Below are 26,868 nucleotides of genomic sequence, written 5' to 3'. Positions count from 1 at the left end.
TGCAGATGAAACAGGCCGTCATTGTTTCGACCGCGCGCACCGGATTGGCCAAATCCTATCGCGGCGCATTCAACAAGACCCATGGCGCGACCATCGGTGGACATGTCATCGAACATGCGGTCAAACGTGCCGGGATCGAAGCTGCCCTGATCGAAGACGCATTTGTCGGCTGCGGATATCCCGAAGGCTGGACCGGCTCAAATATCGCGCGTCAGTCGGTGATCCGAGCGGGTTTGCCGGTAAGCGTGTCGGCCGCAACAGTAAACCGGTTCTGCTCATCCGGTCTGCAATCAGTGGCCATGGCAGCGCATTCCATCGTAATGGAAGGGGCCCCGGCAGCGATCGGTGCAGGCGTGGAAAGCATCAGCCAGATGCCGCCAACCCGCCCCCCGCAGGCGCAGGAAAGCTGGATCGTTGAAAACAAACCTGAACTCTATCTGTCGATGATCGAAACGGCGGATATCGTGGCGGCTCGATATGGCATCAGCCGCGAAGCGCAGGACGAACTGGCATTCGAAAGCCAGAAGCGGACCGCCGCAGCCCAGACAGCGGGCAAGCTGGATGATGAGATTGTACCGATCAATGTGACTCAGGCATTCAAAGATCGTGAGACCGGAGAGGTCACCCGCAAAGAGGTGACCTTTGCCATGGATGACTGCAACCGCCCCAACACCACGCTTGAGGGGTTGGCAGGACTTGCCCCGGTACGTGGCGACGGTCATTTCGTGACCGCTGGCAACGCCTCGCAGCTTTCAGACGGGGCGGCGGCGCTGGTGCTGATGGACAGTGAACTGGCCGCCAGGGAAGGTGTCGAACCGCTTGGCGCGTTCAAGGGCTTTGTCGTCGCGGGATGCGAACCGGACGAGATGGGGATCGGTCCGGTCTTTGCCGTACCGCGCTTGCTGCAACGACACGGCCTGAAGGTCGATGATATCAACTTGTGGGAGCTGAATGAGGCGTTTGCATCTCAGGCGCTTTATTGTCGCGACCGTCTGGGGATCGACCCCGAGATTTGCAACGTCAACGGGGGCTCGATCTCCATCGGTCACCCGTTTGGCATGACCGGTGCGCGCATGACCGGGCATCTGATGCTTGAGGGTAAACGGCGGGGCGCGAAACTGGGCGTCGTCACCATGTGCATCGGCGGCGGCATGGGCGCAGCTGGTTTGTTCGAAATCTACTGAGGGCGTACCGGATGGACCTGAACCATACTGCTGAGGAACAGGCCTTTCGCGCCGAGGTGCGGGACTGGCTGAACAGCACCCTGCCCCGCGATCTTAGCGAGAAGGTGCGGCTGGGCAAACGATTGGGCAAGGCCGAATACGAACTGTGGCACCGCCTGCTGAATGAGCGCGGCTGGTTGGCACAAAACTGGCCGCGCCAGTATGGTGGCTGCGAATGGAATGCAGTTCAGCGGCAAATCTTCGAGGAAGAGGCCTGTCTGGCCCATGCACCACGCACCGTACCCTTTGGGCTCAACATGCTCGCGCCGGTTCTGCTTGCCTTCGGCACCGAGGAACAACGACAGCGGTTTATGCCCCGTATCCTGAACGGTCAGGATTGGTGGTGCCAGGGTTATTCCGAACCGGGCGCCGGGTCCGATCTGGCCTCGCTCAAAACCCGCGCGGTGCGCGATGGCGATTCATATGTCGTTAACGGCCAGAAAACCTGGACTACGCTCGGCCAGCACGCCGACTGGATCTTCTGCCTGGTAAGGACCGACCCAGATGCCAAGAAACAGGAAGGTATTTCCTTTCTGCTGATCGATATGAAGACGCCGGGCGTCACCGTTCGGCCCATCGTGCTGATCGATGGTGAGGCCGAGGTCAACGAAGTGTTCTTCGACAATGTCCGCGTTCCCGCGGAAAACCTCGTTGGCAAGGAAAACCAAGGCTGGACCTATGCCAAATACCTGCTGACCCACGAGCGCACGAATATCGCCGGGGTTGGCTTTTCCAACGCCGCGCTGGAAACCGTGAAACATGTTGCGGATCAGGTGCGGTCAGGCGGCAAACCTCTGTCCCGAAACCCGTTGTTCGCCGCGCGGATGGCTCAGGTCGAGATCGATCTGATGGCGATGGCCACGACCAACCTGCGGGTTGTCTCGGCAGCGGCGCAGGGACAGGCCCCGGGGCCGGAAAGCTCGATGCTGAAGGTCAAGGGAACCGTCATTCGGCAAGAGCTGACCGCGTTGCTGCGCCGAGCTATCGGACCGGATGCGATGCCGTTTCAAAGCGACTTCCTGAACGGCGGTGACAATGCCGAGGCCATGGGGCCGGAACACGCCGCAGCCGCCGCCCCGACCTATTTCAACATGCGCAAACTTTCGATCTTTGGTGGCTCGAACGAGGTGCAACGCACCATCATCGCCAAGTCCATTCTTGGGCTCTGAAAGGGGAACTTGCTAATGGATTTCAATCTGACCGAAGAACGCCGAATGTTGCGCGATACGCTAAGGCGGTTCTTGGCAGACAAATACAGCCATGACCATCGCCAGCAGGTGATTGCCTCGGGGCATGGATTCGATGCGGAGATCTTTTCAGACCTCGCCAATCTGGGCATTCTGAGCGCGCTATTCCCGGAAGATCAGGGCGGGTTCGGTGGCGCGGGGTTCGATCTTAGCGTCGTTTTTGAAGAGCTCGGCCGTGCCGGTGTGATCGAGCCGGTTCTGCCCGCGGTTCTGGCAGGCGGGCTGATTGCCGGGGATGGCCGCGCGGATTTGCTGGAACAGATCATTCAGGGCAGCCATATCGCCACGCTGGCTCTGACTGAACCCGCGTCGCGATATGACCTGAACCATGTTGAAACCACCGCGACGCAAGACAGCGGGACGCTGATCCTCAACGGTATCAAAACGCATGTGTTATTCGGTGCGCAGGCTCATTCATTGGTCGTATCGGCCCGCGAACGCGGAAGCGTCGCGGATGAAGACGGGATATCCCTGTTTTTGGTACCCGCTGACGCCAAAGGCGTCACACGTGTCGGTCACACCAATTTCGATGGTAATTCTGCGGCGACGGTGACCTTGGATAACGTGGTACTTCCCACCGGCGCGCGGCTACTCGTGGCAGGCGCGGCCCACGGCGCCATCGAGGCTGCCGTGGCCCGGGGCCTCTGCGCCATCTGCGCCGAGGCCCTTGGCGCGATGGAGACCATCAAGGCGCTGACGATCGATTACCTGAAAGAACGCAAGCAGTTCGGTGTTCCGATCGGCAAGTTCCAGGCCCTTCAGCACCGCATGGCGGATATGCTGATCGAAGTCGAACAGGCTCGTTCCGCGGTGATCAATCTGGCCGGTAATCTGGAGCAACCGCGCGCTTTGCGGGAACGCCATGTCAGCGCCGCAAAAAACCTGATCGGCAGGGTGGGCACTCTGGTGGCCGAGGAGAGCATCCAGATGCATGGCGGTATTGGCATGACCGATGAATACGCCCTTTCGTTTTTTGCCCGCAGGCTTGTCATGATTGATCACCTGTTCGGCGATGCTGATTACCATTTGGAACGATTTGTAAGTTTGCGACCAGAAACCGGATGGGATCGAAGAGCAGCATGGTGACCGACACCTCGGACAAACGATACGCAAACACACTGGCACGGGGCCTGACCATCTTGCGGGTGTTTCGGCCAACCGATGATGGGTTGGGCAATCTTGAGATCTCGGAACGGACCGGCATTCCCAGACCCACGGTTTCGCGGCTGACGTTCACCTTGTGCGCTTTGGGATATCTCAGCCACAAGCGTAAGCACGACAAATACCGGCTGGGCCCAGCTGCGCTGGCACTTGGGAACATTGCCGCCGCCGCATTTTCCTTTGTCGAGGTTGCCTCGCCCATCATGCAGGGATTTGCGGACGAAACCGGTACCCTGGCCGCGATCAGCATCCGCGACGACCATCGCATGCTGATGACCAAGGCCTGGCGCCCTGCTGACTCGCCGGCGATCTGGCTGGATGTGGGGTACCGCATGCCGCTGCCGACCTCTTCCAGCGGCAAGGCCTTTCTGGGGGCGCTGGACGATGCCGAGTTTCAGAAACTGGTCGAGAGCCCTTTGGGGATCGATGCCTCTGAGCGTTCGGAGCTGTCACGCGTCAGGTCACAGGCAAGGGATGACCTGTTGGCCAATGGCTTTACTCAGGCGCGCCGGTCCGAGAGATACTCGGACAAGATCAACGCCGCCGCAGTTCCCTATCGGCCCGCAGATCTGAGCGAACCTGTGTCGTTCCTGGCTGGCTCAGCCTCGGATCTGTTGACAGAAAAACGCATAGAAGAAGAGGTCGGACCCGCCCTGGCCCTGGCTGTATCGGAACTACGCCGGGTAACGGGTCAACATCCCGCCCTGGTCATGCGCGGCTGACGGTGTTTCGGGCGGTGCCATAGCGCAATATTGGCTTATTCCTCACCAGAACCTCTGAACGGGCGCAATCCGGTTTCATAAATTGTCGCGCAGGCTGAACCAAAGCATCGCGAGCACCAACAACGGTGAACGGAACATTGGTCCACCGGGGAAGGTTTTGGTCGGCACTTTCGCCATGATGTCAAAGCGTTCCGCTTGACCGGCGATCGCCTCGGCGGCGATTTGGCCCGATAATGTCCCCAGCGCGACCCCAGCCCCCGAGAAACCGGAAAGCGATAGGATGTTGCCATTGATCCGCTCGTAATGCGGCATGCGGTTCATGGTGATCCCCAAAGTACCGCCCCAGGCGTGGTCGATGCCAACACCTTTCAACTGCGGGAAAATCTCGGTCATCGGTTTACGCACCGCCGAGGCGATATCGGAGGGAAATTTGTAGCCATAGCTTTCGGTACCGCCGAATAACAGGCGATGATCGTCCGAGAACCGGAAATAATTGATCACGAATTTGCTGTCGGCGACCGCATAGTTATTGCGGATGATCTGTTCCTGCGCATCCGGGCTCATCGGTTCTGTGGACACAATGAAGTTGTTGATCGGCATGACCCGTTTGGCCACATGCTTGTGCATGTCGCCAAGGTAGCCATTGCAACCCATGACCACATAGCGCGCCGTTACGGTGCCACCTTCGGTCGTCACAAGCGCGGGATCACCTTCGTCGACCTTTGTAACTTTGGACTGCTCAAAAATACGAACGCCGGATTTCACCGCCAGACGGGCGAGTCCAAGCACCAGTTCGAACGGATTGACGTGCCCTGCGCCCATATCGAGCGTTCCGCCATAGTACGCCGGTGAGTTCACCAGATGGCGGCATTCTTCCTTGTCCAGCAGACGTATCTTATCATAGCCGTATTTGCTGGACATATGTTCGGCATATTCGATGTTGTGGACGTGATACCGCTCCCGATGGACGGTGTGGATCACACCGTCGTGGAATTCGGTCCGCACCTCAGGCAGCTTGGTCAGCGACCGCACAAGATCCACCGCTTGCGAACCGATATCCCACAGCTGATGTGCATGCGCGTCGCCAACCATGCCTTCAAGCTCGTCCTGATCGACTCGTTGGCCCATGCTGACCTGCCCGCCATTGCGACCCGACGCGCCAAAACCCACCCTTTGGGCGTCCAGCACCACCACATCATAACCGCGCAGAGCTAGATGATAGGCGGCCGACAGGCCGGTAAAGCCAGCCCCGATCACACAGACATCGCATTCCAGCGATCCCTGCGCCTTTGGGAACGGGGCGAGTGTTTCGGCAACGTCAGCATAGTACGAGTTCGGGTATTCGCCCTGACGGTCGTTTGCGGTCAGCAGGTCCATCGGATGCTCTCGGTTCAGGCGGCTTTGAAAATCCCGTCCGAGCGGATTTGCTCGAGACATTCGTCAAGCGACCTGCGGGCGCGCTCGATCAGCGTATCGATTTCGTCGCGGGTGATGACCAGCGGAGGCGAAATGATCATCCGATCCCCCACATGGCGCACGATGACGTTGTTGGCAAAGCACCGCTCGCGACAGATTAAGCCAACAGTTCCTGCATCCGCGACAAAAGTCGCGCGGGTTTCCTTGTTCGGCGTCAGCGCGATCGATCCCATCAGACCCTGGATACGCGCCTCGCCCACCAGCGGGTGATCAGCAAGGGCTTCCCACTTTTCCTTGAGATAAGGCGCGGCCACGTTCTGAACATGCTCAACCACCTTTTCTTCTTCAAGGATGCGCAGGTTTTCCAGAGCAACCGCGCAGGCCACGGGATGGCCGGAATAGGTATAGCCGTGATTGAACTCGGTGCCGTTGATGACTTCGGCCACCTTGTCCGTGACGATTGACGCGCCAATCGGCGCATAGCCCGAGCTAAGCCCCTTGGCCACCGTCATGATATCGGGCGTTATGCCCAGAGTTTGCGAGCCGAACCAGTTTCCGGTCCGTCCAAATCCGCAAATCACTTCATCCACGATCAGCAGAATATCGTATTTGTCACAGATCCGTTGGATTTCAGGCCAGTAGGTCGATGGCGGGATGATGACACCACCTGCACCCTGAATTGGCTCGCCGATGAAGGCCGCAACTTTCTCGGGGCCGAGTTCTAGTATTTTTTCTTCCAGCTGACGGGCACGTTCCAGCCCGAAATCCTCGGGCGACTGATCGCCGCCTTGCGCCCACCAGTTCGGCTCGTCAATGAATTCGATGCCCGGGATCGGCAACCCGCCCTGCCCGTGCATGCCTTTCATACCACCGAGCGAGGTGCCGCCGATGGTCGATCCGTGATAGGCGTTCCAGCGCGAGATGATCACGTCCCGCTCGGGCTGGCCTTTCTCGGCCCAATACGTACGCACCATGCGAATGTTGGTATCGTTCGCGTCCGAACCACCATTGGCAAAGAACACGTGGTTCAGATCGCCCGGGGCAAGCTCGGCCAGTTTCTGTGCCAGCAACAGTGCGGGAACGTGGGAGGTCTGAAAAAACGTGTTGTAGTAAGGCAGTTCCTGCATCTGACGCGCGGCCGCATCGGCCATCTCCTGACGGCCGTAGCCGATGTTCACGCACCAAAGACCCGCCATCCCGTCCAGAATCTCTGACCCTTCGCTGTCCTTCAACCAGACCCCTTTGGCACTGGTGATGATGCGCGCACCGTTCCGGTTGATGTCCTTGCCCGTCGTGAACGGATGCATGTGGTGGGCCGCATCAATGGCTTGCAGTTCGGCGGTGGGCAAATGGTTTGCTACGATTGTCATGGCGACCTCTCAGATCAGACGTTCAGCAACAGGTGCTGACGTTCCCAGGGAGAAATTTCACGCTGGTATTCTTCGTTTTCAGCGCGTTTGATATCCGCGTAAAGGCGGCAGAATTCTTCACCCATAAGGGCGTGAATTTCCGTGGCTTCGTCAAAACTATCCAGCGCTTCGCGCAGGCTGGCGGGTAAGGGCTCTTCGGCCTCCCAGACCTCTTTCTTGGCTTCCGCGCGCGGTTCGACCTTGTTCATCATACCCAGCACTCCGCAGGCCAGCGAAGCCGCGATGGCGATGTAAGGGTTGCAATCCATGCCGATGACACGATTTTCCAGGCGTCGCGCGTTAGGACCTGAATGTGGCACCCGCAGCCCTGTTGTCCGGTTGTCCGACGCCCATTCGATATTTGCGGGCGCGCTTTGCCCATCGACGGTGATCCGACGGTATGAATTCACATAGGGCGCAAGCAGCGGCACGACCTGCATCAGGTATTTCTGGGACCCACCGATGAACCAGCGGAACAGATCCGAGGCGGTCCCGTCGGCGTTGGAGAAGATGTTCTGCCCCGTCGCCGCGTCCACGATGCTTTGATGCACATGCATGGCGCTGCCCGGTTCGTCCCGGATGGGCTTGGCCATGAAGGTTGCGAACACCCCGTTCTTGAGCGCCGCCTCTCGGATGGTCCGTTTGAAGTAGAAGACCTGATCAGCCAGACGCAGTGGATCACCGTGCATCAGATTGATTTCGATCTGACCAGCGCCGCCTTCCTGAATGACGGTGTCGATTTCCAAACCCTGCGCCTCGGCATAGTCATAGATCGTGTCGATCACGGCACCGTATTCGTCGACAGCGGCCATCGAATACACCTGACGGCTGGCGCCCTTGCGGCCCGTGCGGCCCAGAGGCGGTTCGATTTCTTCGTTCGGATCGAGGTTTGGCTTGGTCAGATAGAACTCAAGCTCCGGTGCGATCACAGGTTTCCAACCTCGATCGCTATAGGCTTTCAGCACACGTCGCAGTACTGTCCGCGGTGCAATGTCCAACGGCGAACCGTCGCGATTGAACATATCGCAGATCACTTGCAGCGACAGATCGGGCGACCACGGGATCGAGCAGGCGGTATCCATATCGGGCCTCAGCACGACGTCTTGCTCAAGCCATTGGTTCTCGATCTCCATATCGACATATTCGCCCGAGATGGTCTGATAAAAGAGAGATACCGGCAGGGCCAATTCGGTTTTCGGATCGAACTTCGCGCAGGGCATCGCCTTACCGCGCGAGGTGCCAGCCAGGTCGGGCACAATGCACTCGACCTCATCGATCCGACGACCTTGCGCATAGGCCACGAACTCATCAGGCAGAGAGTCTTGCCACTGATTACGGCTCGCCTTTTCCATCAAAACCTCCACAGCGCCCCACAAACTGAGGCGCTCCTTTTCACTTGATGGTATTTTGATCAAAAATTTAGATGAGTCAATCTCTACCTTTCGAACGAGACCAACCCAGGCGCCTAATCTGCTTTCGGCAAGGTTTGCGCGACAACATCCATGCCTTGGCGAATGTCTTCTTCGATTGCCGTTCGCACCCTTTCGACATCGCCGTCGCGCAGACCGGTGATTGCCTCGCGGTGCTGATCCAACAGGTTTGCGGTTCCGAAGCGCCCGCAAACAACACGCAGCGCCGGCCCAACCTGCAACCAAAGGGATTCCGCTATACGTTGCAGGATCGAAGCATCCGCTGCTGCATAGAACACGAAATGAAACTGATAATTCGCCTCGAGATAGGCTTGAACATCGCCTATTTCGATTGCCCGATCCACCAGCCTGTCCAGCTGTTCGAGCTTTTCAATGTCCTGTTCACGGAAGTTTTCCGCTGCCATGACGGCCAAAGAAGGCTCGAGCGACATCCGGGCCAGCTTGATCTGTCGTAGCCGATGCTCGGTCATCTCGGGCACCTCGACACGGCGGTTTTCCAGCGCGTTCAGCGCACCCTCGGCGGTCAGCCTGCGGATCGCCTCTCTGACCGGCGTAACGCCCGCGCCGAGTATTTCCGACAAACCAAGTATGGTAATGGGCTGGCCCGGTATGAATTCACCGAACAAAATCATTTCTTTGACGCGGCCGTAAATCGTCTCGTGCTCGGGTTTTTTGCCTACTAAGCGGTTCATCTCTCATCTTTCGTGCGTCGGGCGTCCGGGGTTGCAGCCTATCCAACAACTATAATTTTATCAAATTTTTTTCGAGAGGGTTGCAACGAATCATATTTTGATCAAAATTATACCACAGTGAGCTGATCACCAATACGCTCAGAGAGGGAGAACCACATGCAGAAATTGAAGTCCGGCACCGCCGTCCTGGCGGTTGCACTCATGTCGCAGGCCGCCTGGGCCGAGGAAGTGCGCGTCTACAACTGGTCCGACTATATCGACGAAGAGCTGCTTTCCAAATTCGAAGAAGAGACCGGCATCAAACTCGTCTACGACGTGTTCGACAGCAACGAGGTTCTGGAAACCAAAATGCTCTCGGGTGGTTCCGGCTATGACGTCGTTGTCCCATCGGGCACTTTCCTGCAACGCCAGATTTCTGCCGGTGCGTTCCAAAAGCTGAGCTCCGAACAACTGCCGAACGCAGGCAACCTGTGGGACGTCATTGAACAGCGTACTGTTCAGTATGACCCCGAAAATGCCTATTCGATCAACTATATGTGGGGCACGACCGGCATCGGCGTAAATGTCAACAAGGTCAAGGAGGTGCTTGGGGATGACGCACCCGTCGGATCGCTGGACCTGGTGTTCAACCCCGAAAACATGTCCAAACTGGCCGAATGCGGCGTCTATTTTCTGGATGCACCCAGCGAAATGATCCCGGCAGCGCTGGCCTATCTGGGTGAAGATCCAGACAGCCACGACGCTGAGGTCATTGGCAAGACCGAAGAGGTCTTTATGGGCGTCCGGCCCTACGTCAAGAAATTCCACAGTTCGGAATACATAAACGCGCTGGCCAACGGTGACATCTGCGTTGCTTTCGGTTGGTCCGGCGACATCCTGCAAGCGCGCGACCGCGCCGCCGAAGCTGAAAATGGTGTTGAAATCGCTTACAACGCACCCAGCGAAGGCGCGCTTATGTGGTTCGACCAGATGGCGATTCCGGTCGATGCACCGAACCCGGAAGCCGCGCACAAATTCCTGAACTTCATTTTGGACGCCAAGAACATGGCGGCTGCATCGAACTATGTCTACTACGCCAATGGCAACAAAGCGTCTCAGGAGTTTCTGAGCGAGGACGTGATTGGCGATACGGCCATCTATCCGGACGAAGAGACGCTTGAAAAGCTCTATACCACGACGCCTTATGACCCCAAGACACAACGGTCCGTCACGCGCTTGTGGACCAAGGTCAAGTCCGGCACCTGAGGTGAAAAATAGATAAAAGATCGCCTGCCCACACTCGGGCAGGCGTAAATTTTTCTGGGTAGGAGGGACTAGGAATGACTGCTCCTGTTGTTGCGACAGAGTTCGCACCATGGGATGATCCTCAGGCAACGCCGCTGATATCGTTCAAATCGGTAACCAAGAATTTTGGTAGTTTCACCGCAATTGACGACATCAACTTGGACATCTACCCACGTGAGTTCTTTGCGCTGCTTGGTCCCTCGGGCTGCGGTAAAACCACCTTGATGCGGATGCTGGGCGGGTTCGAGACTCCGTCCAAGGGCGTCATCACAATTGATGGTCAGGATATGGCCGCCGTTCCTCCGAACAAACGCGCCGTGAACATGATGTTCCAAAGCTATGCGCTGTTCCCGCATCTGACCGTCTGGGACAATATCGCGTTCGGCCTGAGACGGGACAACATACCCAAAGCTCAGGTCGAAGAGCGGGTCGAAGAAATGGTCAAGCTCGTCCAGCTGGACAAGTTTGCAAAGCGCAAACCTCACCAGATTTCAGGCGGCCAACGGCAGCGCGTCGCCTTGGCGCGGGCGCTGGCCAAGGCCCCCAAATTGTTGCTGCTGGACGAACCGCTTGGCGCGCTGGACAAGAAGCTGCGTCAGGACACCCAATTCGAACTGATGGACATTCAGGAAAAGACCGGCACCACTTTTGTCATCGTGACCCACGATCAGGAAGAGGCAATGACTGTCGCCAGCCGTATCGCGGTTATGGATCACGGCAAACTGGTGCAGGTCGAAACCCCAGCCAGAATCTACGAGACGCCGAACTCGGTCTATGTTGCCGACTTCATTGGCGACGTGAACCTGATCGAAGGCAACACCAAACCGCGCAACGATGGCAAAATCGAACTGTTCTGGGCCGAAGGTCAGCCGCCTCTGGTTGCCGAATGCCCGCACGCGCCGGACATCGAAGCCCGCTGCACGTTCGCGGTGCGTCCCGAAAAGGTCTCGATCAGCAAGGAACGCCCCGACGACAAGACAAATGTTGTGAGCGGCAAGATCCACGACATCGCCTATCTCGGCAATATCTCGACCTACAAAGTCGAGCTAGCGAACGGAACCATGGTCAAGGCTCAGGCCGCCAACAACCGGCGTATCGCGCGGCGGTCGCTGACCTGGGAAGATGACGTCTGGCTTTCATGGACCGAGACCGCCGGCATTGTTCTGGATAAATAACAGGAGAAGACGATGAACTACCGCCGTTTTTTCCTGATCGCCACGCCCTATGTCTGGCTTTTGGTACTGTTTCTCATTCCGTTCGGGATCGTGCTGAAAATCTCGCTTTCGGATACGGCGCTTGCGATTCCACCGTATACCCCGACGCTGGATATCTCTGGCGGCTGGAGCGCGATCAAAGAGTTCTGGTCCGAACTGGATTTCGAGAATTACGTGTTCCTGACCACCGACGATCTGTACTGGAAAAGCTATCTCTCCAGCCTCAGAATCGCGTCGATATCGACCTTTCTCTGCCTTCTGGTCGGTTTCCCGATCGCCTATGGTATGGCCAATGCCTCGGACGAGTGGCGCCCGACGCTTCTGATGCTGGTGATCCTGCCCTTCTGGACCAGCTTTCTGATCCGGGTGTATTCTTGGATGGGTATTCTCAGCCAAGAGGGGTTCTTGAACCAGATCCTGTTGGCGTTCGGCATCATCGGCGAACCGCTGACCATTCTGAACACCAACACCGCCGTCTATATCGGTATCGTGTATACCTATTGCCCGTTCATGATCCTGCCGATCTATTCGACGCTGGAAAAGCTGGACGGTTCGCTGCTCGAGGCCGCCGAGGACCTTGGGTGTTCGCGCACATCTGCCTTCTGGCTGGTGACGATCCCGCTGTCCAAGGCGGGTGTGATCGCAGGGTGTTTCCTGGTCTTCATTCCGGCGCTGGGTGAATTCGTCATCCCGTCGCTGCTGGGTGGCTCTGAGACGCTGATGATCGGCAAGGTCCTGTTTGAAGAGTTCTTCTCGAACCGCGACTGGCCCGTCGCAAGCGCCGTGGCTGTGATCCTGCTGCTTATCCTGATCATCCCGATCGTGCTGTATCAGCGCAACGAGCAGAAATTGATGGAGGCCGAGCAATGAGGCGTCTGACCTGGTTCAACGCAACCTCGCTTACCCTTGGTTTTGCGTTTCTGTACCTGCCGATGGTCATTCTGGTCATCTACAGCTTCAATGAATCCCGGTTGGTGACGGTCTGGGGCGGGTTCTCGACCAAATGGTACGGAGAGCTCGTCAAGAACGAAGCCTTTCTTGATGCGGCCCTGGTGACGCTGAAAGTGGCCTTTGCGTCGTCGATCATTGCCACGGTTTTGGGGACGATGGCTGCCTATGTTCTGGTCCGGGGCGGCCGGTTCTTTGGGCGGACGCTGTTTTCGGGCATGATCTATGCACCGCTGGTTATGCCCGAGGTTATCACCGGTCTTTCGCTGCTGCTGCTGTTCATTTCCATCGGTCTGGACAGGGGCATTTTTACGATCATCCTGGCGCACACGACTTTTTCGATGTGCTACGTGTCGGTGGTGGTCAGCTCGCGCCTGGTCAGTTTTGACCGTTCCGTGGAAGAGGCCGCGCTGGATCTGGGCTGTTCGCCCTTTGATGCGTTCCGACTGGTGACATTACCGATTATCGCCCCGGCGGTAATCTCGGGATGGTTGCTCGCCCTGACGCTGTCACTGGATGATCTGGTAATCTCGTCCTTCGTGTCGGGCCCGTCCTCGACCACACTGCCGATCCGGATCTACAGCTCGGTCCGGCTGGGTGTAACGCCCGAGATCAATGCCTTGTCGACGATCCTGATCGCGCTGGTCACCTTTGGGACGATCACCGCGTCATTGTTGAATAAGCGTGCCGTCAAGAAACGACAGCGCGAGGAACAGATGGCGGAACTAAACGCATGAGTTTTACTGAAGACTACGACGCCTATTGCGCCGCGCATGGTACGCCGGATCGTATCGATTTGCTTCTGTGTGACCTGAACTCGGTGCTCCGGGGCAAATGGGTGCCCGGAGACGGGGCCGACAAACTGGTCAAAGGGGCGGTTCGGCTGCCTCTGTCAACCTATGCCCCTGCGATCATGGGCAATGAGGTCGCCGAGACCGGGCTGGGAATCGAGGTCGGAGATCCCGACGGTATCCTCGTGCCGATCCCGGGCACGCTGCATCCGGCCCCGTGGCTGCCAGGAAACGTGGCGCAAGTTCTGGTCGAGATGACCGATATGGGCGGCACGATCAGCCCCAATTCGCCGCGGGCATTGCTCCAATCCACGCTGGATCGTTTCAAGGACAAGGGCTGGCGACCGGTTGTGGCGACCGAGTTGGAATTCTATATCCTGCGCGCGCGTTCCGAGCGATCCGAGGCACCGGTGCCGCCCTCCTTCAGCCCAGACGCGCAGAACTATGACATGGAACTGCTATCCCGGCGCGAGGCGATCCTAAACGAAATCCTGTCGGCCAGCGCCACGCAGGGCCTGGCCACGGATACCTTGATCGCCGAATATGGACCGGGCCAGTTCGAGATCAATTTTCACCACACTGAAGATGCTCTGGCAGCGGCAGAAACCGCGATCCTGTTCCGGCGTCTGGTGCGGGGCGTGGTCGCCAGCCACGGCTATGAGGCGACCTTCATGGCCAAACCCTATACCGATCAGCCCGGCAACGGCATGCACGTCCATGCCTCGGTGATCGACGGCGAAGGTGGGAACATCTTTACGCCATCCGCAGGTGAAGACATCTCGAAGAACCTGCTGAACGCGGTTGCCGGTGTGCTGGATAGCATGCGCGATCTTCAGGTGATCTTTGCGCCCCATGCCAATTCCTACCGCCGGTTTCGCCCCAACAGTTTTGCTCCGGCGACGCCGGATTGGGGTCTGGACAACCGCGCGGCCTCAGTACGACTGCCGGAAACCAAGGGGCCCGGAGCCCGGCTTGAGCACCGCATCAGCGGCGCGGACACCAACCCTTATCTTGTCCTGACCGCCATCCTTGGTGGCATGATCCACGGTTTGAACACCGCCCCGGCCTTAACGCACCCGTTGGATGACCCCAATTGCACACCGGCCAAGCCGCTGGGGCATGACTGGACCAGCGCGGTTGAACGCTTTGCCGGATCGCAAATTGCAGCCGATTGCTTTGGCAACTACCGAGAGATCTACGCCGCAGTCAAACGCGACGAAATCGCATCGATTTTGGAAGCCATAACACCAGCTGAATATACCTACTATCTCAGCCGGTTGTAAGCATGCGACTGTACGAAGACATGGCCTATGGGCCAGCGCCAATTGCGGACAGCTACTGGGCAACCACGGTTCGGCGGCCAGAGTATCCGGCGCTGGTCGGTACTGCCGAATGCGACACGGCCATTATCGGTGCCGGCTATACCGGATTGAATGCCGCATTGAAACTTGCGCAAGGTGGACAGAACGTCGCCGTTCTGGACGCCGAACAACCCGGTTGGGGTGCTTCGGGCCGGAATGGCGGTTTCTGCTGCATTGGTGGGTCCAAGATCGGGCTTGCCGAACTGACACGGCAAGTTGGACGTGATAAAGCGTTGGCCTACCTGCGGGCCGAACGTGACGCGGTGGGATATGTCGGCAATCTGCTGGACACGTACGGGATCGAGGCCGACACCCACTCAGAGGGTGAAACCTTGTTGGCGCATTCTCGCCGCATGGCGCATGAACTGCAGGATGAATGCAGCGAATACCGTGAGATCTACGGCGAAGACGCTGAATTCATTCCTCAAGAAGCATTGGCTGATCACGGGTTAAACAGCCGTGAGTTCCATGGCGCGCTCACCTCGCCCGTCGGATTTGCCCTGAATCCGATGAAGTATGTCACCGTGCTTGCGCAGGCGGCAAGGGATGAGGGGGTACGCATCCACGGGCAAAGTGCCGTGACAGATATGTCCCGGGCAAACGATGGTCGGCACCTTCTGCGCACCGCACAGGGTGAGCTTCGCGCAAAGAACCTGATCGTGGCGACCAACGGATACAGTTCGGACATTTTGCCCAACTGGCTGGGCGGTCGGTATTTGCCGGTACAATCCAGCATCATTACCACGCGCCCAATGAGCGAGAGTGAGCTTGAGGCGCAAGGCTGGACCAGTCGTCAGATGTGCTATGACAGCCGGCATCTGCTGCACTATTTCCGCTTGCTGCCTGATAACCGAATGCTGTTTGGTCTGCGGGCCGCCTCTCGGACCACCGAACGCAGCCTGGAAGAAACCAGAACCCGCGCGCGCGATGATTTCGACCGGATGTTCCCGGCGTGGCAGCATGTCGAGACCCCGTATTTTTGGTCCGGATTGGTTTGCGTGTCGCGGAACCGCACACCTTATGCGGGACCAATCCCGGGCATTGATAGGGCCTGGACCGCGCTTTGCTATCATGGCAATGGCGTCGCCATGGGCAGCTATTCGGGTGCCCTGCTCGCGGCACAGATTTTGAACGCGGGTCCAGAAACCCCATATGTAATGACCCTGCCAATGCGCAAATTCGAATTGGGCCGCTGGCGACGCGCGCTGCTGCCGCTTGTCTACGCTTGGTATGGGCTGCAAGATAGGAGAGCATGATGAGCGAGCAGAAAATTCGCGTTGGCATTCTGGAGACCGGCCGCCCCCCCGAGGAACTGGCCCGTGTTCACGGCGATTACCCAGGTATGGTTCGGCAATGGCTTGGCGATCTGAATGCCGAGTTCTCGTCATACGCTGTGCTGGACGAAGAATTCCCCGCCCGTCCCGAGGATGCCGATCTTTGGGTGATTACCGGATCGAAATTCGGGGCCTACGAAAATCATGCCTGGATCCCCCCTCTCGAGGAGTTCATCCGGGCGACGCGCGATGCTGAACGGCTGATGTTTGGCATTTGCTTTGGTCACCAGATGATCGCGCAGGCCCTGGGCGGCGTTGTGCGCAAATCCAACAAGGGCTGGGGCCTTGGTATTCACGAATACCCAACCACTGCCAACTGGCCAGCCGAACTTGGCAAACCTCCTGAGAAATTCGCAATACAAGCCTATCATCAGGACCAGGTCGAGGAGAAACCCGAAGGCGCAGTCACCATCGCCTCGACTGATTTTTGCGAGCATGGTGCGCTTTGGTATCCAGGATTTGCCGTCACGGTACAGGGTCACCCTGAATTCCCCAAGCCCTATGCCAGCGACCTTCTGGAGAGTCGGCGCGGTACTATTCTAACGGACGACGACGTCGACCGAGGCCAACGCGCCATGGCGATTGACGACAACCGCTCGATGATTGCCGATCTGGTGCGCGAGCATCTGCTGAAGCAAAAAACACTGGCTTGAAGAACGCACCAAGGTAATGCAGCGGTTTACGCTCATACTGGCATCCATGATGCTGTGTTGGGTCGCATTCCCTTCACGCGCACAAGTGGCGGTCGATATCGAACTGGTAATCGCCATCGACACCTCGGTCAGCGTTTCAGATCAGGAATATGCGCTGCAATTGTTGGGTGTGGCCGATGCGATGCGTGACCCTCAGGTGCAGGCTGTGATCGAGTCCATGCCCAACGGGTTGGCAATAACCGTCATGGAATGGAGCTATGGCCATCTCACCCGCCTCGCCCTGCCTTGGCATCATTTGCGCAAGGCCTCGGATGCGACGGCATTTGCGGATCAAGTCGCGCGTGTTGAACGACAGGGCGCTGGTCGAGCTACTGCAATAGGCGAAGCGATCACACGGGCAACCAAACTTTTGAATGACAATGACTTCGTCGGCGCGTTTCGCAAGATCGACATCTCGGGAGACGCTCGGAACAATTCCGGCATCAACCCACTGGGGCCGCGGCAAATAGCGATTGACCAGGGGATTACGATTAACGGACTGGCTATTCTGACCAGTGACCGTGAACTCGGGCTCTATTACGCGACATACGTCGCCGGAGGAGCGGGTTCCTTTGTCATGGCCATTGACGGATCGGACAGCATCCGCCTTGCGATGCGCCGCAAACTGGAACGCGAGTTGCAGCTACAGGTGTCGCAAGCGGTCAGAAATCGGACCCCGACCTAGTTACGCTCAGAAAACGGATCGGGGGGCGTGTTCAGCCGCAGATGCCGCATGAAAGCGCGTGCGATACGCGGAACCGGTCGCTGATCCGACACAACAAAATGACCGCGATAGCGCATTGGTGATTCAAACCGAACAAACGCCAGATCAGGGGACCGGTACATATAGACAGGAAAGGGGTTGATGATCGCCAGTCCCAAGCCTTCGCGCGCCATGTCGGCGGCTGCGAAAGACGTCGAGACTTCGGCAACAATTCTGGGTTCCGCGCGAACCTGATGCAGCACGCGGTCAAGCTGCCCGCGTCTTCCGTGGCGGTATGTCAACGCAATCAGGTCCTGTTCGTGCAAGTCAGAAGGCGAGATTGACTGACGCTTTGCCAGCGGGTGTTCGGGACGCATCACGCAGACAGCGGGGGACTCGCGAAACGGGATGAGTTTGATACCAGCGCGGCTCTGTTCGATACCCGTGACCGCAAGATCAAAGCGGTTCTCCAATACGCCCAACGTGACCATGTCTGATGTCGTCACCTCGAGGTTCACGAAAAACCCTGGGTTTCCGCGCAAGAAACTGGCGATGAGTGAAACGATGTAGCGATGCGCATAGCTGGGCGGCGCGACAAGGCGCAATGTCTCCTCCACGGTTTCACCCGGACCATCGATACGGTCCAACGCATCAAACAAAGGGTCCAGGCGCAAGTTCAGCCGCACAGCCTCTTGCGTTGGGCGCAGCCTGCCGGCATCGCGTTCGAACAGGGTTTTGCCCAGCCGCGATTCCAGATTTCCGATTGAGCGGCTGACTGCGGATTGCGACAAATCCAGCTGGCGTGCAGCCCCTGCCGTCGTTCCGGCCTGCATCAACGCGCGCAGGGCTTGATATTCCGGCAACGAGTGCCATTTGCGCGGTTTCTTCACGTCCCGGTACCCTCATGAATCCGACTAGCTCAATGAGTAAAACTCATCGATTTTTTTTACAATTATGATGATACCGTCTGCTAGCGTGTGTCAAATTGATACCTTTGGTGGATGCGGTGGCTTCGAAAACCTCTCCTTTGATCTTTGACGGGCACAATGATGTGTTGTCCAAGCTCTCATCCGCAGGCGGACTGGCAGCGGCTGGTGGATTCCTAAGCGGCCTTGATGGCGCGATTGATCTGGACAAATCCCAGCGCGGTGGCTTCCTTGGCGGTTTCTTCGCAATTTGGGTCCCTTCACCCATGGATGTCGATGCGAAGATGGAGGAGATGGTCCAGCCAAGTTATGACCTGCCGCTTCCAGATCTGATCGATGTTGAAGATGCCTTGCAGCCCGCGCTGGGGCAAATCGCGATACTGCTCGAGTTGGAGCGACTGGGCGCTTTGCGCGTTGTTCGGTCAGCCGCAGATATCCGGGAGTGCATGGATCAAAGTAAGATGGCGGCCATCTTTCACATCGAAGGGGCCGAAGCGATCGACGCCGATCTGCACGCGCTTGACGTTTTCTACGCTGCGGGCCTGCGATCAATCGGGCCGGTTTGGAGCCGACCAAACATTTTTGGCCACGGGGTTCCATTTCGGTATCCATCGGGGCCGGATACCGGTGCGGGACTGACCGATCACGGCCTCAGGCTTGTCCGGCGTTGCAATGCGCTTGGCATAATGCTGGACCTGTCTCATCTGAACGAAAAGGGGTTTTGGGACGTCGCAAGGCATTCGGACGCACCGCTGGTCGCGACGCATTCGAATGCCCACACCATCTGTCCGCACGCACGCAACCTGACAGACGACCAGCTTCGCACGATTGCGGAAAGTGATGGCATGGTCGGGCTGAACTTTGCATCCGCATTCTTGCGCGGAGACGGGCGTATGTTGCCCGACGTGCCTTTGACGCAGGTTCTCAGACACCTTGATCACCTGATCGCCATATTGGGCGAGGATCGCGTCGGGCTCGGTTCGGATTATGACGGTGCGGTGGTGCCAGATGAAATTTCCGATGTCTCGATGCTACCCTATCTAAGAGATGCCATGGTGACCCATGGTTACGGCGAAGAGCTCATTAAGAAGCTCTGCCATGGAAACTGGTTACGCGTACTTGAGAAGACCTGGGGATCGTAACCGTTAGTATAAGGCTTAATGACAGAGAGGACAAAATGAACGCATTTAACAGATTGCTAACCGGTGCGGCGCTGGGACTGGCGCTGGCTGTGACCTCGACCACAGCAGTGGCGGAAACGCCACCGAATATGCTGGTGATTGCAAATCGTATCGACGACATCACAACGCTTGACCCCGCTGAGAGCTTTGAGTTTGCCGGATCGGATGTCAGCCGGAACGTCTATCAGAAACTGGTCAATTTCGACCCGCTCGATCTGGACGCAGGCTACCAGCCGGATGTCGCTGAAAGCTGGACGGTGTCCGAGGACGGCAAATCGATCACCTTCAAGATCAGGGGCGGGCTAACCTTCCATTCCGGCAACCCGGTGACAGCCGAGGATGTCCAGTTTTCGCTGCGCCGCGCTATCATCCTGAACAAGACGCCGGCCTTTATCCTGACCCAATTCGGCTTTACCCCGGAAAACGTCGAACAGACTATCGTGGCCGATGGCGACACGCTGACGATCACCACGGACAAGCCCTATGCGACCTCGTTTGTGCTGAACTGCCTGACCGCCACCATTGGCGGTATCGTCGACAAGAAGACGGTGATGGAGCATGACAAAGATGGCGATCTGGGCAACGAATGGCTCAAGACCAACACGGCTGGATCTGGCGCATATAGCCTGGTGAGCTGGAAGCCCAACGAAAGCGTGACCCTGCAGTCGAACCCTGATTTCTACCTGGGTGCCCCGGCGATGGAGCGTGTTGTCGTCCGCCATGTACAGGAAAGCGCGAGCCAGCGCCTGCTGCTCGAGCGTGGCGATATCGACGTCGCGCGAAACCTGAACCCCGAAGACGTGGCAGGCGTGTCCTCGGTCGCTGGCGTCAAGATCGCGGATGAGCTCAAGGGCCGTCTGATGTATGTCTCGCTGAACCAGAAGCACCCTGAACTCAGCAAACCTCAGGTCCGGCAGGCATTCAAATACCTCATTGATTATGAGGGGATGCGCGACAGTTTCCTGAAAGGCCAGTACACGATTCACCAGAATTTCCTACCGCAAACCTATCTTGGCGCATCGGATGAGAACCCGTTCACCTATGACATCGAAAAGGCCAAGGCCCTGCTGGATGAGGCAGGTGTGAGCGGTCTTGAAATCGAAGTTGGCGTGCGCGAGGCGCAGGAACGGATCGAAATCGCTCAGTCGCTGCAAAATGCTTTGGATCAGGCCGGCATCACGATGAATATCACCGTTGGCACTGCCAAACAGATCCTGGCGCGGTACCGCGCGCGCGAACTGGATGTTTATCTTGGCGCATGGGGGCCGGACTATCCTGACCCGCAAACCAACGCGGGAACCTTTGCCTATAATCCCGACAACGCAGATGCGGCCAATGCAACCGGTCTGTTGGCGTGGCGGAATTCCTGGGATACCGGCGGGCTGACCGAGAAAACGGCTGCCGCCGTGGTCGAGAACGACACTGTGAAACGGGCCGATATGTACAAGGAAATCCAGGCCGAGTTCCGCGAGACCTCGCCCTTTGTCATCATGTTCCAGCAGATCGAGCAATCGGCCTTGCGTGAAAACGTGACGGATTTCTCGACCGGTCAGGCGATCACGTCAGCATCGTATTGGCAGGTGACCAAGTAAATGGCACTGGCCGAAAGACCATCCGAGGGGCGCCGCGCGGCGCCTCTCATCCATTGGGTCAAGAGCATCCTGAAAACTCTTGGCACCATCGCTATTACCATGCTGGGCCTGCTGTTCGTGACCTTCATCATCGGCCGGGTCATGCCGATCGACCCGGTGCTGGCGATTGTCGGCGAACGTGCCTCGCAATCGACCTATGACGCGGTCTATCAGCAACTTGGGCTCGATAAACCATTGCTGGTGCAATTCTGGTACTATCTGTGGGACGTGCTGCACGGCGATTTTGGCAACTCGTTGCTGAATGCACGCCCTGTGTCCGAGGACATTGCACGGGTCTTTCCTGCGACGCTGGAACTGGCAACCCTGGGCGTGCTGATCGGCATCTTTCTGGGCGTTCCACTGGGCGTCATCGCCGCCGTAAAGCGCGGATCATGGATCGACCAGATCGCGCGCGTGGTCGCGCTTGTAGGTTATTCGATGCCCATTTTCTGGTTGGGCCTCATGGGTCTGCTGGTTTTCTATGGCATACTTGGCTGGGTCGGGGGACCAGGCCGTTTGGATATCTTTTACGAGGACATAGTGCCGACGCGCACTGGACTTATCCTGGTGGACAGCGCGCTGGCCCGCGATTGGAATGTTTTCCGCAACGCGTTGTCGCACATCATCCTTCCTGCGGCCCTGCTGGGGTACTATTCGCTGGCATATATCAGTCGCATGACCCGGTCTTTCATGCTGGAACAGCTGTCGGCCGAATATGTCATCACCGCCCGGGTCAAGGGCCTGTCGGAAAGGCAGGTGATCTGGCGCCACGCCTTCAAGAACATCCGCGTACAGCTCATCACGGTGATCGCGCTGAGCTATGCCAACCTGTTGGAAGGTTCGGTTCTGACTGAAATCATCTTTAGCTGGCCTGGCATCGGCAGCTACATCACAACCGCTCTGCTGAGCGCTGATATGAATGCGGTTCTGGGCGGAACCGTGGTGGTCGGGCTGATCTTTATCTGCCTGAACATCTTTTCCGACCTGCTATACCGTTTCTTTGATCCGAGGTCGAAATGAGCGACATGACATTGCGTCAGTGGTTGCTGACCGACGAACCGACATCCCGCCGCCACGCCAGATTGTCCAGCCTGTACAAAGGCTGGCTGACACTAAGGTCTAACTCGATGGCGATGGTGGGGCTGGCTATCCTTATCGTGCTTGTCCTAAGCGCGGTATTCGCGCCTGTGCTGGCGCCTCATGATCCTTTTGTTCAGGACCTGTCCAGCCGGTTGAAACCCATTGGGACCGAAGGCCATCTTCTGGGCACCGACAGTCTGGGGCGGGATATCCTGTCTCGTCTGATCTATGGCGCACGGATCACGCTCTACATCGTTGCGCTTGTCGCGCTGATTGCACCGGTCGCGGGGCTTCTGGTCGGGACCGTCGCGGGATATGCGGGCGGATGGGCGGACGTGGTTCTCATGCGCATCACCGACATCTTCCTGGCCTTTCCCAGGCTGGTTCTTGCGTTGGCGTTTGTTGCCGCGCTTGGCGCGGGAATCGAAAACGCGGTGCTTGCGATATCCCTTACGGCGTGGCCCCCATATGCGCGCATGGCGCGGGCGGAAACGCTCACCATCCGGTCGACCGACTACATCAACGCCATCCGGCTTCAAGGTGCGGGACCGCTGCGTATCATCACCCGCCATATCTGGCCCTTGTGCATTTCGTCGCTGATCGTGCGGGTCACGCTGGATATGGCCGGGATCATTCTGGCGGCGGCGGGGCTGGGCTTTCTGGGGCTGGGCGCACAGCCACCAAGCCCGGAATGGGGCGCAATGATCTCCGAGGGCCGCAGATTCATCTTGGATCATTGGTGGGTTGCCACCGTTCCTGGGCTTGCGATCTTCACGGTCTCACTGGCCTTCAACCTGTTGGGTGACGGGTTGCGGGATGCGCTTGATCCAAAGGATGGTGGACAATGAACCTGCTGGATATCGAAGATCTTTGGGTCCGCTTTCCAACCCGACAGGGCGTGTTCGATGCAGTGCGCGGTGTCTCATTTTCGCTTGGGCGCGAGCGTCTGGGTATTGTAGGCGAAAGCGGGTCCGGCAAATCGATGACCGGGCGTGCGATCCTACGGTTGATCCGCAAGCCGGGCATTGTCGAGGCCGATCACATCAACCTGGAAGGCCGCGATCTGCTGCACCTCAGCGAGCGCGAGATGCGCGAAATCCGGGGCAAGCAGATTTCCATGGTCATGCAAGACCCCAAGTTTTCGCTGAACCCGGTGGTCACGGTCGGCGAGCAGTTGATGGAGGCCTATCTTCAGCACAATTCCGGTGCCAGATCGGGGGCCCGCAAGATGGCGATCGAGATGCTGGAAAACGTCTCGATCCGGGATCCTGAACGGGTGATGCGTGCCTATCCGCACGAGGTTTCCGGCGGTATGGGCCAGCGCATCATGATCGCGATGATGCTGATCCCAAACCCAAAGATACTGATTGCCGACGAACCCACTTCGGCACTGGATGTCAGCGTCCAAAGGCAGGTGCTGAACATCATGGACGGGTTGGTCAGAGAACGGGGCATGGGTCTGATCTTTATCAGCCATGATCTGAATCTGGTGTCCGAATTCTGCGATCGCGTTCTCATCATGTATTCCGGTCGGATCGTAGAGGTTTGCGAGGCCGACAAGCTGCATCAGGCCCGGCACCCATATACGCAGGGGTTGCTGAACTCCCTGCCCCGGCTTGACGAAAAGCGCACGCATCTGAGCGTTCTGACCCGCGACCCAAGCTGGTCCGACGCCCCAAGCGTGAGGGGATGACATGACCGTTGTCGAGATCAAAAACCTGGACGTCTGGTTCGGTTATGCGCATGACCGGGTCGACGCGGTGAAAGGTGCCAGTTTCAAGATCGAACAAGGGCAGAGCTTTGGCCTTGTCGGCGAAAGCGGGTCCGGCAAGTCAACCATTCTTCGCGCCATTACCGGTCTTGCCCCGCAATGGTCCGGCACCATTCAGATCGAAGGACAAACGCTGTCCGGCGCAAAACGGGATCGCGCATTCTTTCGGACCGTGCAGATGGTTTTTCAGGACCCCTACGCTTCGCTGCACCCACGACATACGGTCGATCAGGTGCTAAGTGAAACACTATACCTGCATGGGTTGGACAATATCGATACGCGCGTCGCCAAGTTGTTGGATGATGTCGGGCTTGGACAGCGCTTTCGTTTCAGATACCCGCACCAATTGTCAGGCGGTCAGCGCCAGCGCATCGCCATCGCACGAGCCTTGGCTGGTGAGCCGGATATCCTGCTTTTGGACGAACCCACATCCGCATTGGATGTCAGCGTTCAGGCAGAGGTCTTGAACCTGCTGACCGACCTGCGCGCCCAACGCGGTTTGACCTATCTCATGGTCTCACATGACCTTCCGGTCATTGCGCATATGTGTGATTGTTTGGCGGTTATGAGAAATGGCGAGATCGTCGAGGTGATGTCGGCCGAAACGTTGCGAAACGGAAAACCCGAACACGACTATTCCAGGCAATTGCTCAGTGCTTCGGTGGCGCTGGCGTGACGGCCGCGTGCCCGGCACGATCCGCATAGGTCGGACGAACCATGCCCAATCGCGCGTTCCGCAGCATGTTCAGCCGAACTCTCCGCTTACGGTTTCGGTGAGCGGCGCCGGAACGCCGCTGCTTGCCAGCTTGCCACTGCAAACCATCCGCTCTTCTACATAAAGGCAGCTTGCCCACGGCCAATCGTTCAAATACGCTGCCGGTATCTGGATGTTCACAAGAGGAGGGCAATTGCTGAGCATGCGCATCACACGCCGACTTCAGCATGGTCCCCGTTATGCCCTGCGAATCCGTTTGCAGGGCTGACCAAATCTTTACCCGATTTACGGTCTGCCCAAAGCCGCTCTGCGGCACGATTCTTGTGACACGAGACCGTAATGACCCTTCTCAGTACAAAATCCCTTGGCGTGACCCTTGGCACCCCACTGTTTCGAAACCTCGATCTAACTATCTCAAAAGGTGATCGCATTGGTCTGATCGCCGCCAACGGGCGCGGCAAATCCACCCTTCTAAAATGTCTGGCCGGCTTATTCGAGCAGACGACCGGGGACATTACCCACAGCAGAGGTCTGCGCGTCGCGTATGTTCCTCAGGAGGTGCCCGAAGCTGCGCTGTCCGGTACACTTTACGACTGCGTGCTAAAGTACCTGCCCCCTGAAATGGCAGAATATGAAAGCTGGAAAGCGGATGTCGCGTTGGCGGATTTGCAGGTGCCTTTCGATTTCCAGCATACGTCGATGACCAGACTGAGCGGTGGCTGGCAGCGAATCGCCCTATTGGCTGCAGCTTGGGTGACAGAACCGGACCTTCTGTTGCTTGACGAGCCGACAAACCATCTGGACCTCAGCCGTATCGGTCTTTTGCAGGACTGGCTGAAGGCTCTGCCGCATAGTGTTGCCGTGTTGATGGCTTCGCATGATCGGGCGTTTCTGGATGAAACAACAGATCGAACGCTGTTCATTCGCCCCGAACATTCGCGCGTCTTCCAAATGCCGTTTTCAGCCGCGCGGGATGCGCTGGACGAAGCGGATGCGGCAGATGCGCGCCACCATTCCAACGAAATGAACAAGGTGCGCCAATTGCGCCGTCAGGCGGCAAAACTCAAGAATGTCGGCATAAATTCGGGTTCGGACTTACTGCTGACCAAAACCAAGCGGCTGACCGACCGTGCAGAGAAGATCGAAGAAGGGACCAAGCCCGCGCATCAGGAACGGGACGCCGGGCAAATAAAACTGGCCAACAGCGGGACCCATGCAAAAGCGTTGATCACGCTGGACAATGTCGCCATTACCAAACCGGACGGCCAAACACTTTACCTGACAGGTGAAAAGTGGATCACAAAAGGTGATCGCGTCGTGTTGCTCGGGGCAAATGGGACTGGCAAGACCCGGTTGATCCAAACCGTCCGGCACGCGCTGATCGGGGATCGCGACCAGATCCGGTGCGCTGCCTCGGTTGTCCCGGCGTATTCGGGCCAGAATTTCGAGCAACTGGACGGCGCAAAGACACCAATGATCGCAGTCACCCGCCAGTCCGACATTGGTGACCGGCGCGCACGGCAAGTTCTGGCTGCGGCGGGCATTGAAATTTCCCATCAGGATCGTCCCATTGAACAGCTGTCAGGTGGCCAAAAAGCCCGCCTGGCCATGCTTGTCCTGCGATTGGAAAACCCGAATTTCTACCTGCTGGATGAACCGACCAATCATCTGGATATTCACGGACAAGAGGTATTGGAGGCCGAATTGATTTCGCAAGGGGCGTCCTGCTTGTTGGTCAGCCACGACCGGCAGTTTATCCGCAATGTCGGTACCCGGTTCTGGTGGATCAAAGGTCGAAAGTTAGAAGAGGTTGAGAACGCCGAACCCTTTCTGGAGGCAGAACTCTCGCGACGCTAAACTGATTAGGCCGGTAAACTACCGGCCTGACTTTCCGATTTATCCAAAGTCGATCGTCTGGTATCTGGTGTTTCTACCAC

Annotated in this window: 24 protein-coding genes; 19 read left to right on the top strand and 5 right to left on the bottom strand. The window is 57.8% G+C overall.

The window, feature by feature from the left end; translation table 11 throughout:
* Positions 1-5: 5 nt before the first annotated feature.
* From ACR0LX_RS16475 to ACR0LX_RS16460, 4 genes are read left to right on the top strand one after another with little or no spacing between them, the layout of a single operon-like run.
* On the top strand, positions 6-1,184 hold the full coding sequence (locus ACR0LX_RS16475; protein ID WP_480784650.1) for an acetyl-CoA C-acyltransferase: 1,179 nt from the start codon (positions 6-8) through the stop codon (positions 1,182-1,184).
* Positions 1,185-1,195: 11 nt separating this feature from the next.
* On the top strand, positions 1,196-2,392 hold the full coding sequence (locus ACR0LX_RS16470) for an acyl-CoA dehydrogenase family protein (protein WP_480784649.1): 1,197 nt from the start codon (positions 1,196-1,198) through the stop codon (positions 2,390-2,392).
* 15 nt (positions 2,393-2,407) lie between these two features.
* Positions 2,408-3,556 carry an acyl-CoA dehydrogenase family protein gene (locus tag ACR0LX_RS16465; RefSeq protein ID WP_480784648.1) on the top strand — a complete coding sequence of 383 codons (1,149 nt, stop codon included), beginning with the start codon at positions 2,408-2,410 and terminating at the stop codon, positions 3,554-3,556.
* Complete coding sequence (locus ACR0LX_RS16460; protein WP_480784647.1) at positions 3,550-4,353, top strand: IclR family transcriptional regulator; 804 nt, start codon at positions 3,550-3,552, stop codon at positions 4,351-4,353. The genes ACR0LX_RS16465 and ACR0LX_RS16460 overlap by 7 nt, the downstream gene beginning before the upstream one ends.
* A gap of 75 nt (positions 4,354-4,428) precedes the next feature.
* Here ACR0LX_RS16460 and ACR0LX_RS16455 read toward each other — a convergent pair whose 3' ends face one another.
* The 4 genes from ACR0LX_RS16455 to ACR0LX_RS16440 all read right to left on the bottom strand — a co-directional run bounded on the left by ACR0LX_RS16455 (position 4,429) and on the right by ACR0LX_RS16440 (position 9,300).
* Positions 4,429-5,730 carry an NAD(P)/FAD-dependent oxidoreductase gene (locus tag ACR0LX_RS16455; protein WP_480784646.1) on the bottom strand — a complete coding sequence of 434 codons (1,302 nt, stop codon included), beginning with the start codon at positions 5,728-5,730 and terminating at the stop codon, positions 4,429-4,431.
* Between the two features lie 14 nt (positions 5,731-5,744).
* Positions 5,745-7,139 (bottom strand): aspartate aminotransferase family protein, encoded by a 1,395-nt coding sequence (locus ACR0LX_RS16450; protein ID WP_480784645.1) that lies wholly within the window; start codon positions 7,137-7,139, stop codon positions 5,745-5,747.
* A 14-nt stretch (positions 7,140-7,153) separates the two neighbouring features.
* Positions 7,154-8,530 (bottom strand): glutamine synthetase family protein, encoded by a 1,377-nt coding sequence (locus ACR0LX_RS16445; protein ID WP_480784644.1) that lies wholly within the window; start codon positions 8,528-8,530, stop codon positions 7,154-7,156.
* Positions 8,531-8,643: 113 nt separating this feature from the next.
* Entirely contained in the window at positions 8,644-9,300 is a 657-nt protein-coding gene (locus tag ACR0LX_RS16440) for a GntR family transcriptional regulator (RefSeq protein WP_480784643.1), read from the bottom strand.
* 156 nt (positions 9,301-9,456) lie between these two features.
* On the opposite strand from ACR0LX_RS16440, the gene ACR0LX_RS16435 reads away from it, so the two are divergent.
* The 8 genes from ACR0LX_RS16435 (at position 9,457) to ACR0LX_RS16400 (ending at position 17,609) form a co-directional block, all read left to right on the top strand.
* On the top strand, positions 9,457-10,545 hold the full coding sequence (locus ACR0LX_RS16435) for a polyamine ABC transporter substrate-binding protein (RefSeq protein WP_480784642.1): 1,089 nt from the start codon (positions 9,457-9,459) through the stop codon (positions 10,543-10,545).
* 74 nt (positions 10,546-10,619) lie between these two features.
* Complete coding sequence (locus ACR0LX_RS16430; RefSeq protein WP_480784641.1) at positions 10,620-11,759, top strand: ABC transporter ATP-binding protein; 1,140 nt, start codon at positions 10,620-10,622, stop codon at positions 11,757-11,759.
* A gap of 12 nt (positions 11,760-11,771) precedes the next feature.
* The gene (locus ACR0LX_RS16425) at positions 11,772-12,668 is read left to right on the top strand and encodes an ABC transporter permease subunit (RefSeq protein WP_480784640.1); all 897 of its coding nucleotides are present in this window, start codon (positions 11,772-11,774) and stop codon (positions 12,666-12,668) included.
* Positions 12,665-13,483 (top strand): ABC transporter permease, encoded by an 819-nt coding sequence (locus tag ACR0LX_RS16420; RefSeq protein ID WP_480784639.1) that lies wholly within the window; start codon positions 12,665-12,667, stop codon positions 13,481-13,483. Before ACR0LX_RS16425 ends, ACR0LX_RS16420 begins: the two co-directional genes overlap by 4 nt.
* A complete protein-coding gene (locus ACR0LX_RS16415) occupies positions 13,480-14,820 on the top strand; it encodes a glutamine synthetase family protein (RefSeq protein ID WP_480784638.1) in 1,341 nt (446 codons plus the stop codon). The genes ACR0LX_RS16420 and ACR0LX_RS16415 overlap by 4 nt, the downstream gene beginning before the upstream one ends.
* A 2-nt stretch (positions 14,821-14,822) precedes the next feature.
* A complete protein-coding gene (locus ACR0LX_RS16410) occupies positions 14,823-16,154 on the top strand; it encodes an NAD(P)/FAD-dependent oxidoreductase (protein ID WP_480784637.1) in 1,332 nt (443 codons plus the stop codon).
* Positions 16,154-16,885, top strand: a complete 732-nt coding sequence (locus tag ACR0LX_RS16405) for a type 1 glutamine amidotransferase (RefSeq protein WP_480784636.1) — start codon at positions 16,154-16,156, stop codon at positions 16,883-16,885. The genes ACR0LX_RS16410 and ACR0LX_RS16405 overlap by 1 nt, the downstream gene beginning before the upstream one ends.
* A gap of 16 nt (positions 16,886-16,901) precedes the next feature.
* Positions 16,902-17,609, top strand: a complete 708-nt coding sequence (locus ACR0LX_RS16400; RefSeq protein ID WP_480784635.1) for a DUF1194 domain-containing protein — start codon at positions 16,902-16,904, stop codon at positions 17,607-17,609.
* Here ACR0LX_RS16400 and ACR0LX_RS16395 read toward each other — a convergent pair.
* The gene (locus tag ACR0LX_RS16395; RefSeq protein WP_480576127.1) at positions 17,606-18,517 is read right to left on the bottom strand and encodes a LysR family transcriptional regulator; all 912 of its coding nucleotides are present in this window, start codon (positions 18,515-18,517) and stop codon (positions 17,606-17,608) included. The two genes, ACR0LX_RS16400 and ACR0LX_RS16395, sit on opposite strands and share 4 nt — an antisense overlap.
* Before the next feature lie 116 nt (positions 18,518-18,633).
* Between ACR0LX_RS16395 and ACR0LX_RS16390 the strand changes: the two genes are divergently transcribed.
* The 7 genes from ACR0LX_RS16390 to ACR0LX_RS16360 all read left to right on the top strand — a co-directional run bounded on the left by ACR0LX_RS16390 (position 18,634) and on the right by ACR0LX_RS16360 (position 26,788).
* Positions 18,634-19,695 (top strand): dipeptidase, encoded by a 1,062-nt coding sequence (locus ACR0LX_RS16390; RefSeq protein ID WP_480784634.1) that lies wholly within the window; start codon positions 18,634-18,636, stop codon positions 19,693-19,695.
* Positions 19,696-19,730: 35 nt separating this feature from the next.
* Positions 19,731-21,326, top strand: coding sequence for an ABC transporter substrate-binding protein (locus ACR0LX_RS16385; RefSeq protein WP_480784633.1), 1,596 nt, complete (start codon positions 19,731-19,733; stop codon positions 21,324-21,326).
* Entirely contained in the window at positions 21,327-22,385 is a 1,059-nt protein-coding gene (locus ACR0LX_RS16380) for an ABC transporter permease (RefSeq protein ID WP_480784632.1), read from the top strand.
* Positions 22,382-23,293: a nickel transporter permease gene (gene nikC, locus ACR0LX_RS16375; RefSeq protein ID WP_480784631.1), complete on the top strand. Its 912-nt coding sequence runs from the start codon at positions 22,382-22,384 to the stop codon at positions 23,291-23,293. The genes ACR0LX_RS16380 and nikC overlap by 4 nt, the downstream gene beginning before the upstream one ends.
* Entirely contained in the window at positions 23,290-24,138 is an 849-nt protein-coding gene (locus tag ACR0LX_RS16370) for an ABC transporter ATP-binding protein (RefSeq protein WP_480784630.1), read from the top strand. Before nikC ends, ACR0LX_RS16370 begins: the two co-directional genes overlap by 4 nt.
* A 1-nt stretch (position 24,139) precedes the next feature.
* A complete protein-coding gene (locus ACR0LX_RS16365; RefSeq protein WP_480784629.1) occupies positions 24,140-24,892 on the top strand; it encodes an ABC transporter ATP-binding protein in 753 nt (250 codons plus the stop codon).
* A 378-nt stretch (positions 24,893-25,270) separates the two neighbouring features.
* A complete protein-coding gene (locus ACR0LX_RS16360; RefSeq protein ID WP_480784628.1) occupies positions 25,271-26,788 on the top strand; it encodes an ABC-F family ATP-binding cassette domain-containing protein in 1,518 nt (505 codons plus the stop codon).
* The last annotated feature ends 80 nt before the right edge of the window (positions 26,789-26,868 follow it).

The sequence above is a fragment of the Ruegeria sp. CH11 genome (genome assembly GCF_056537105.1).
Note: the sequence above shows the minus strand (reverse complement) of the source record. Positions and strands in the feature narration are given on the sequence as shown.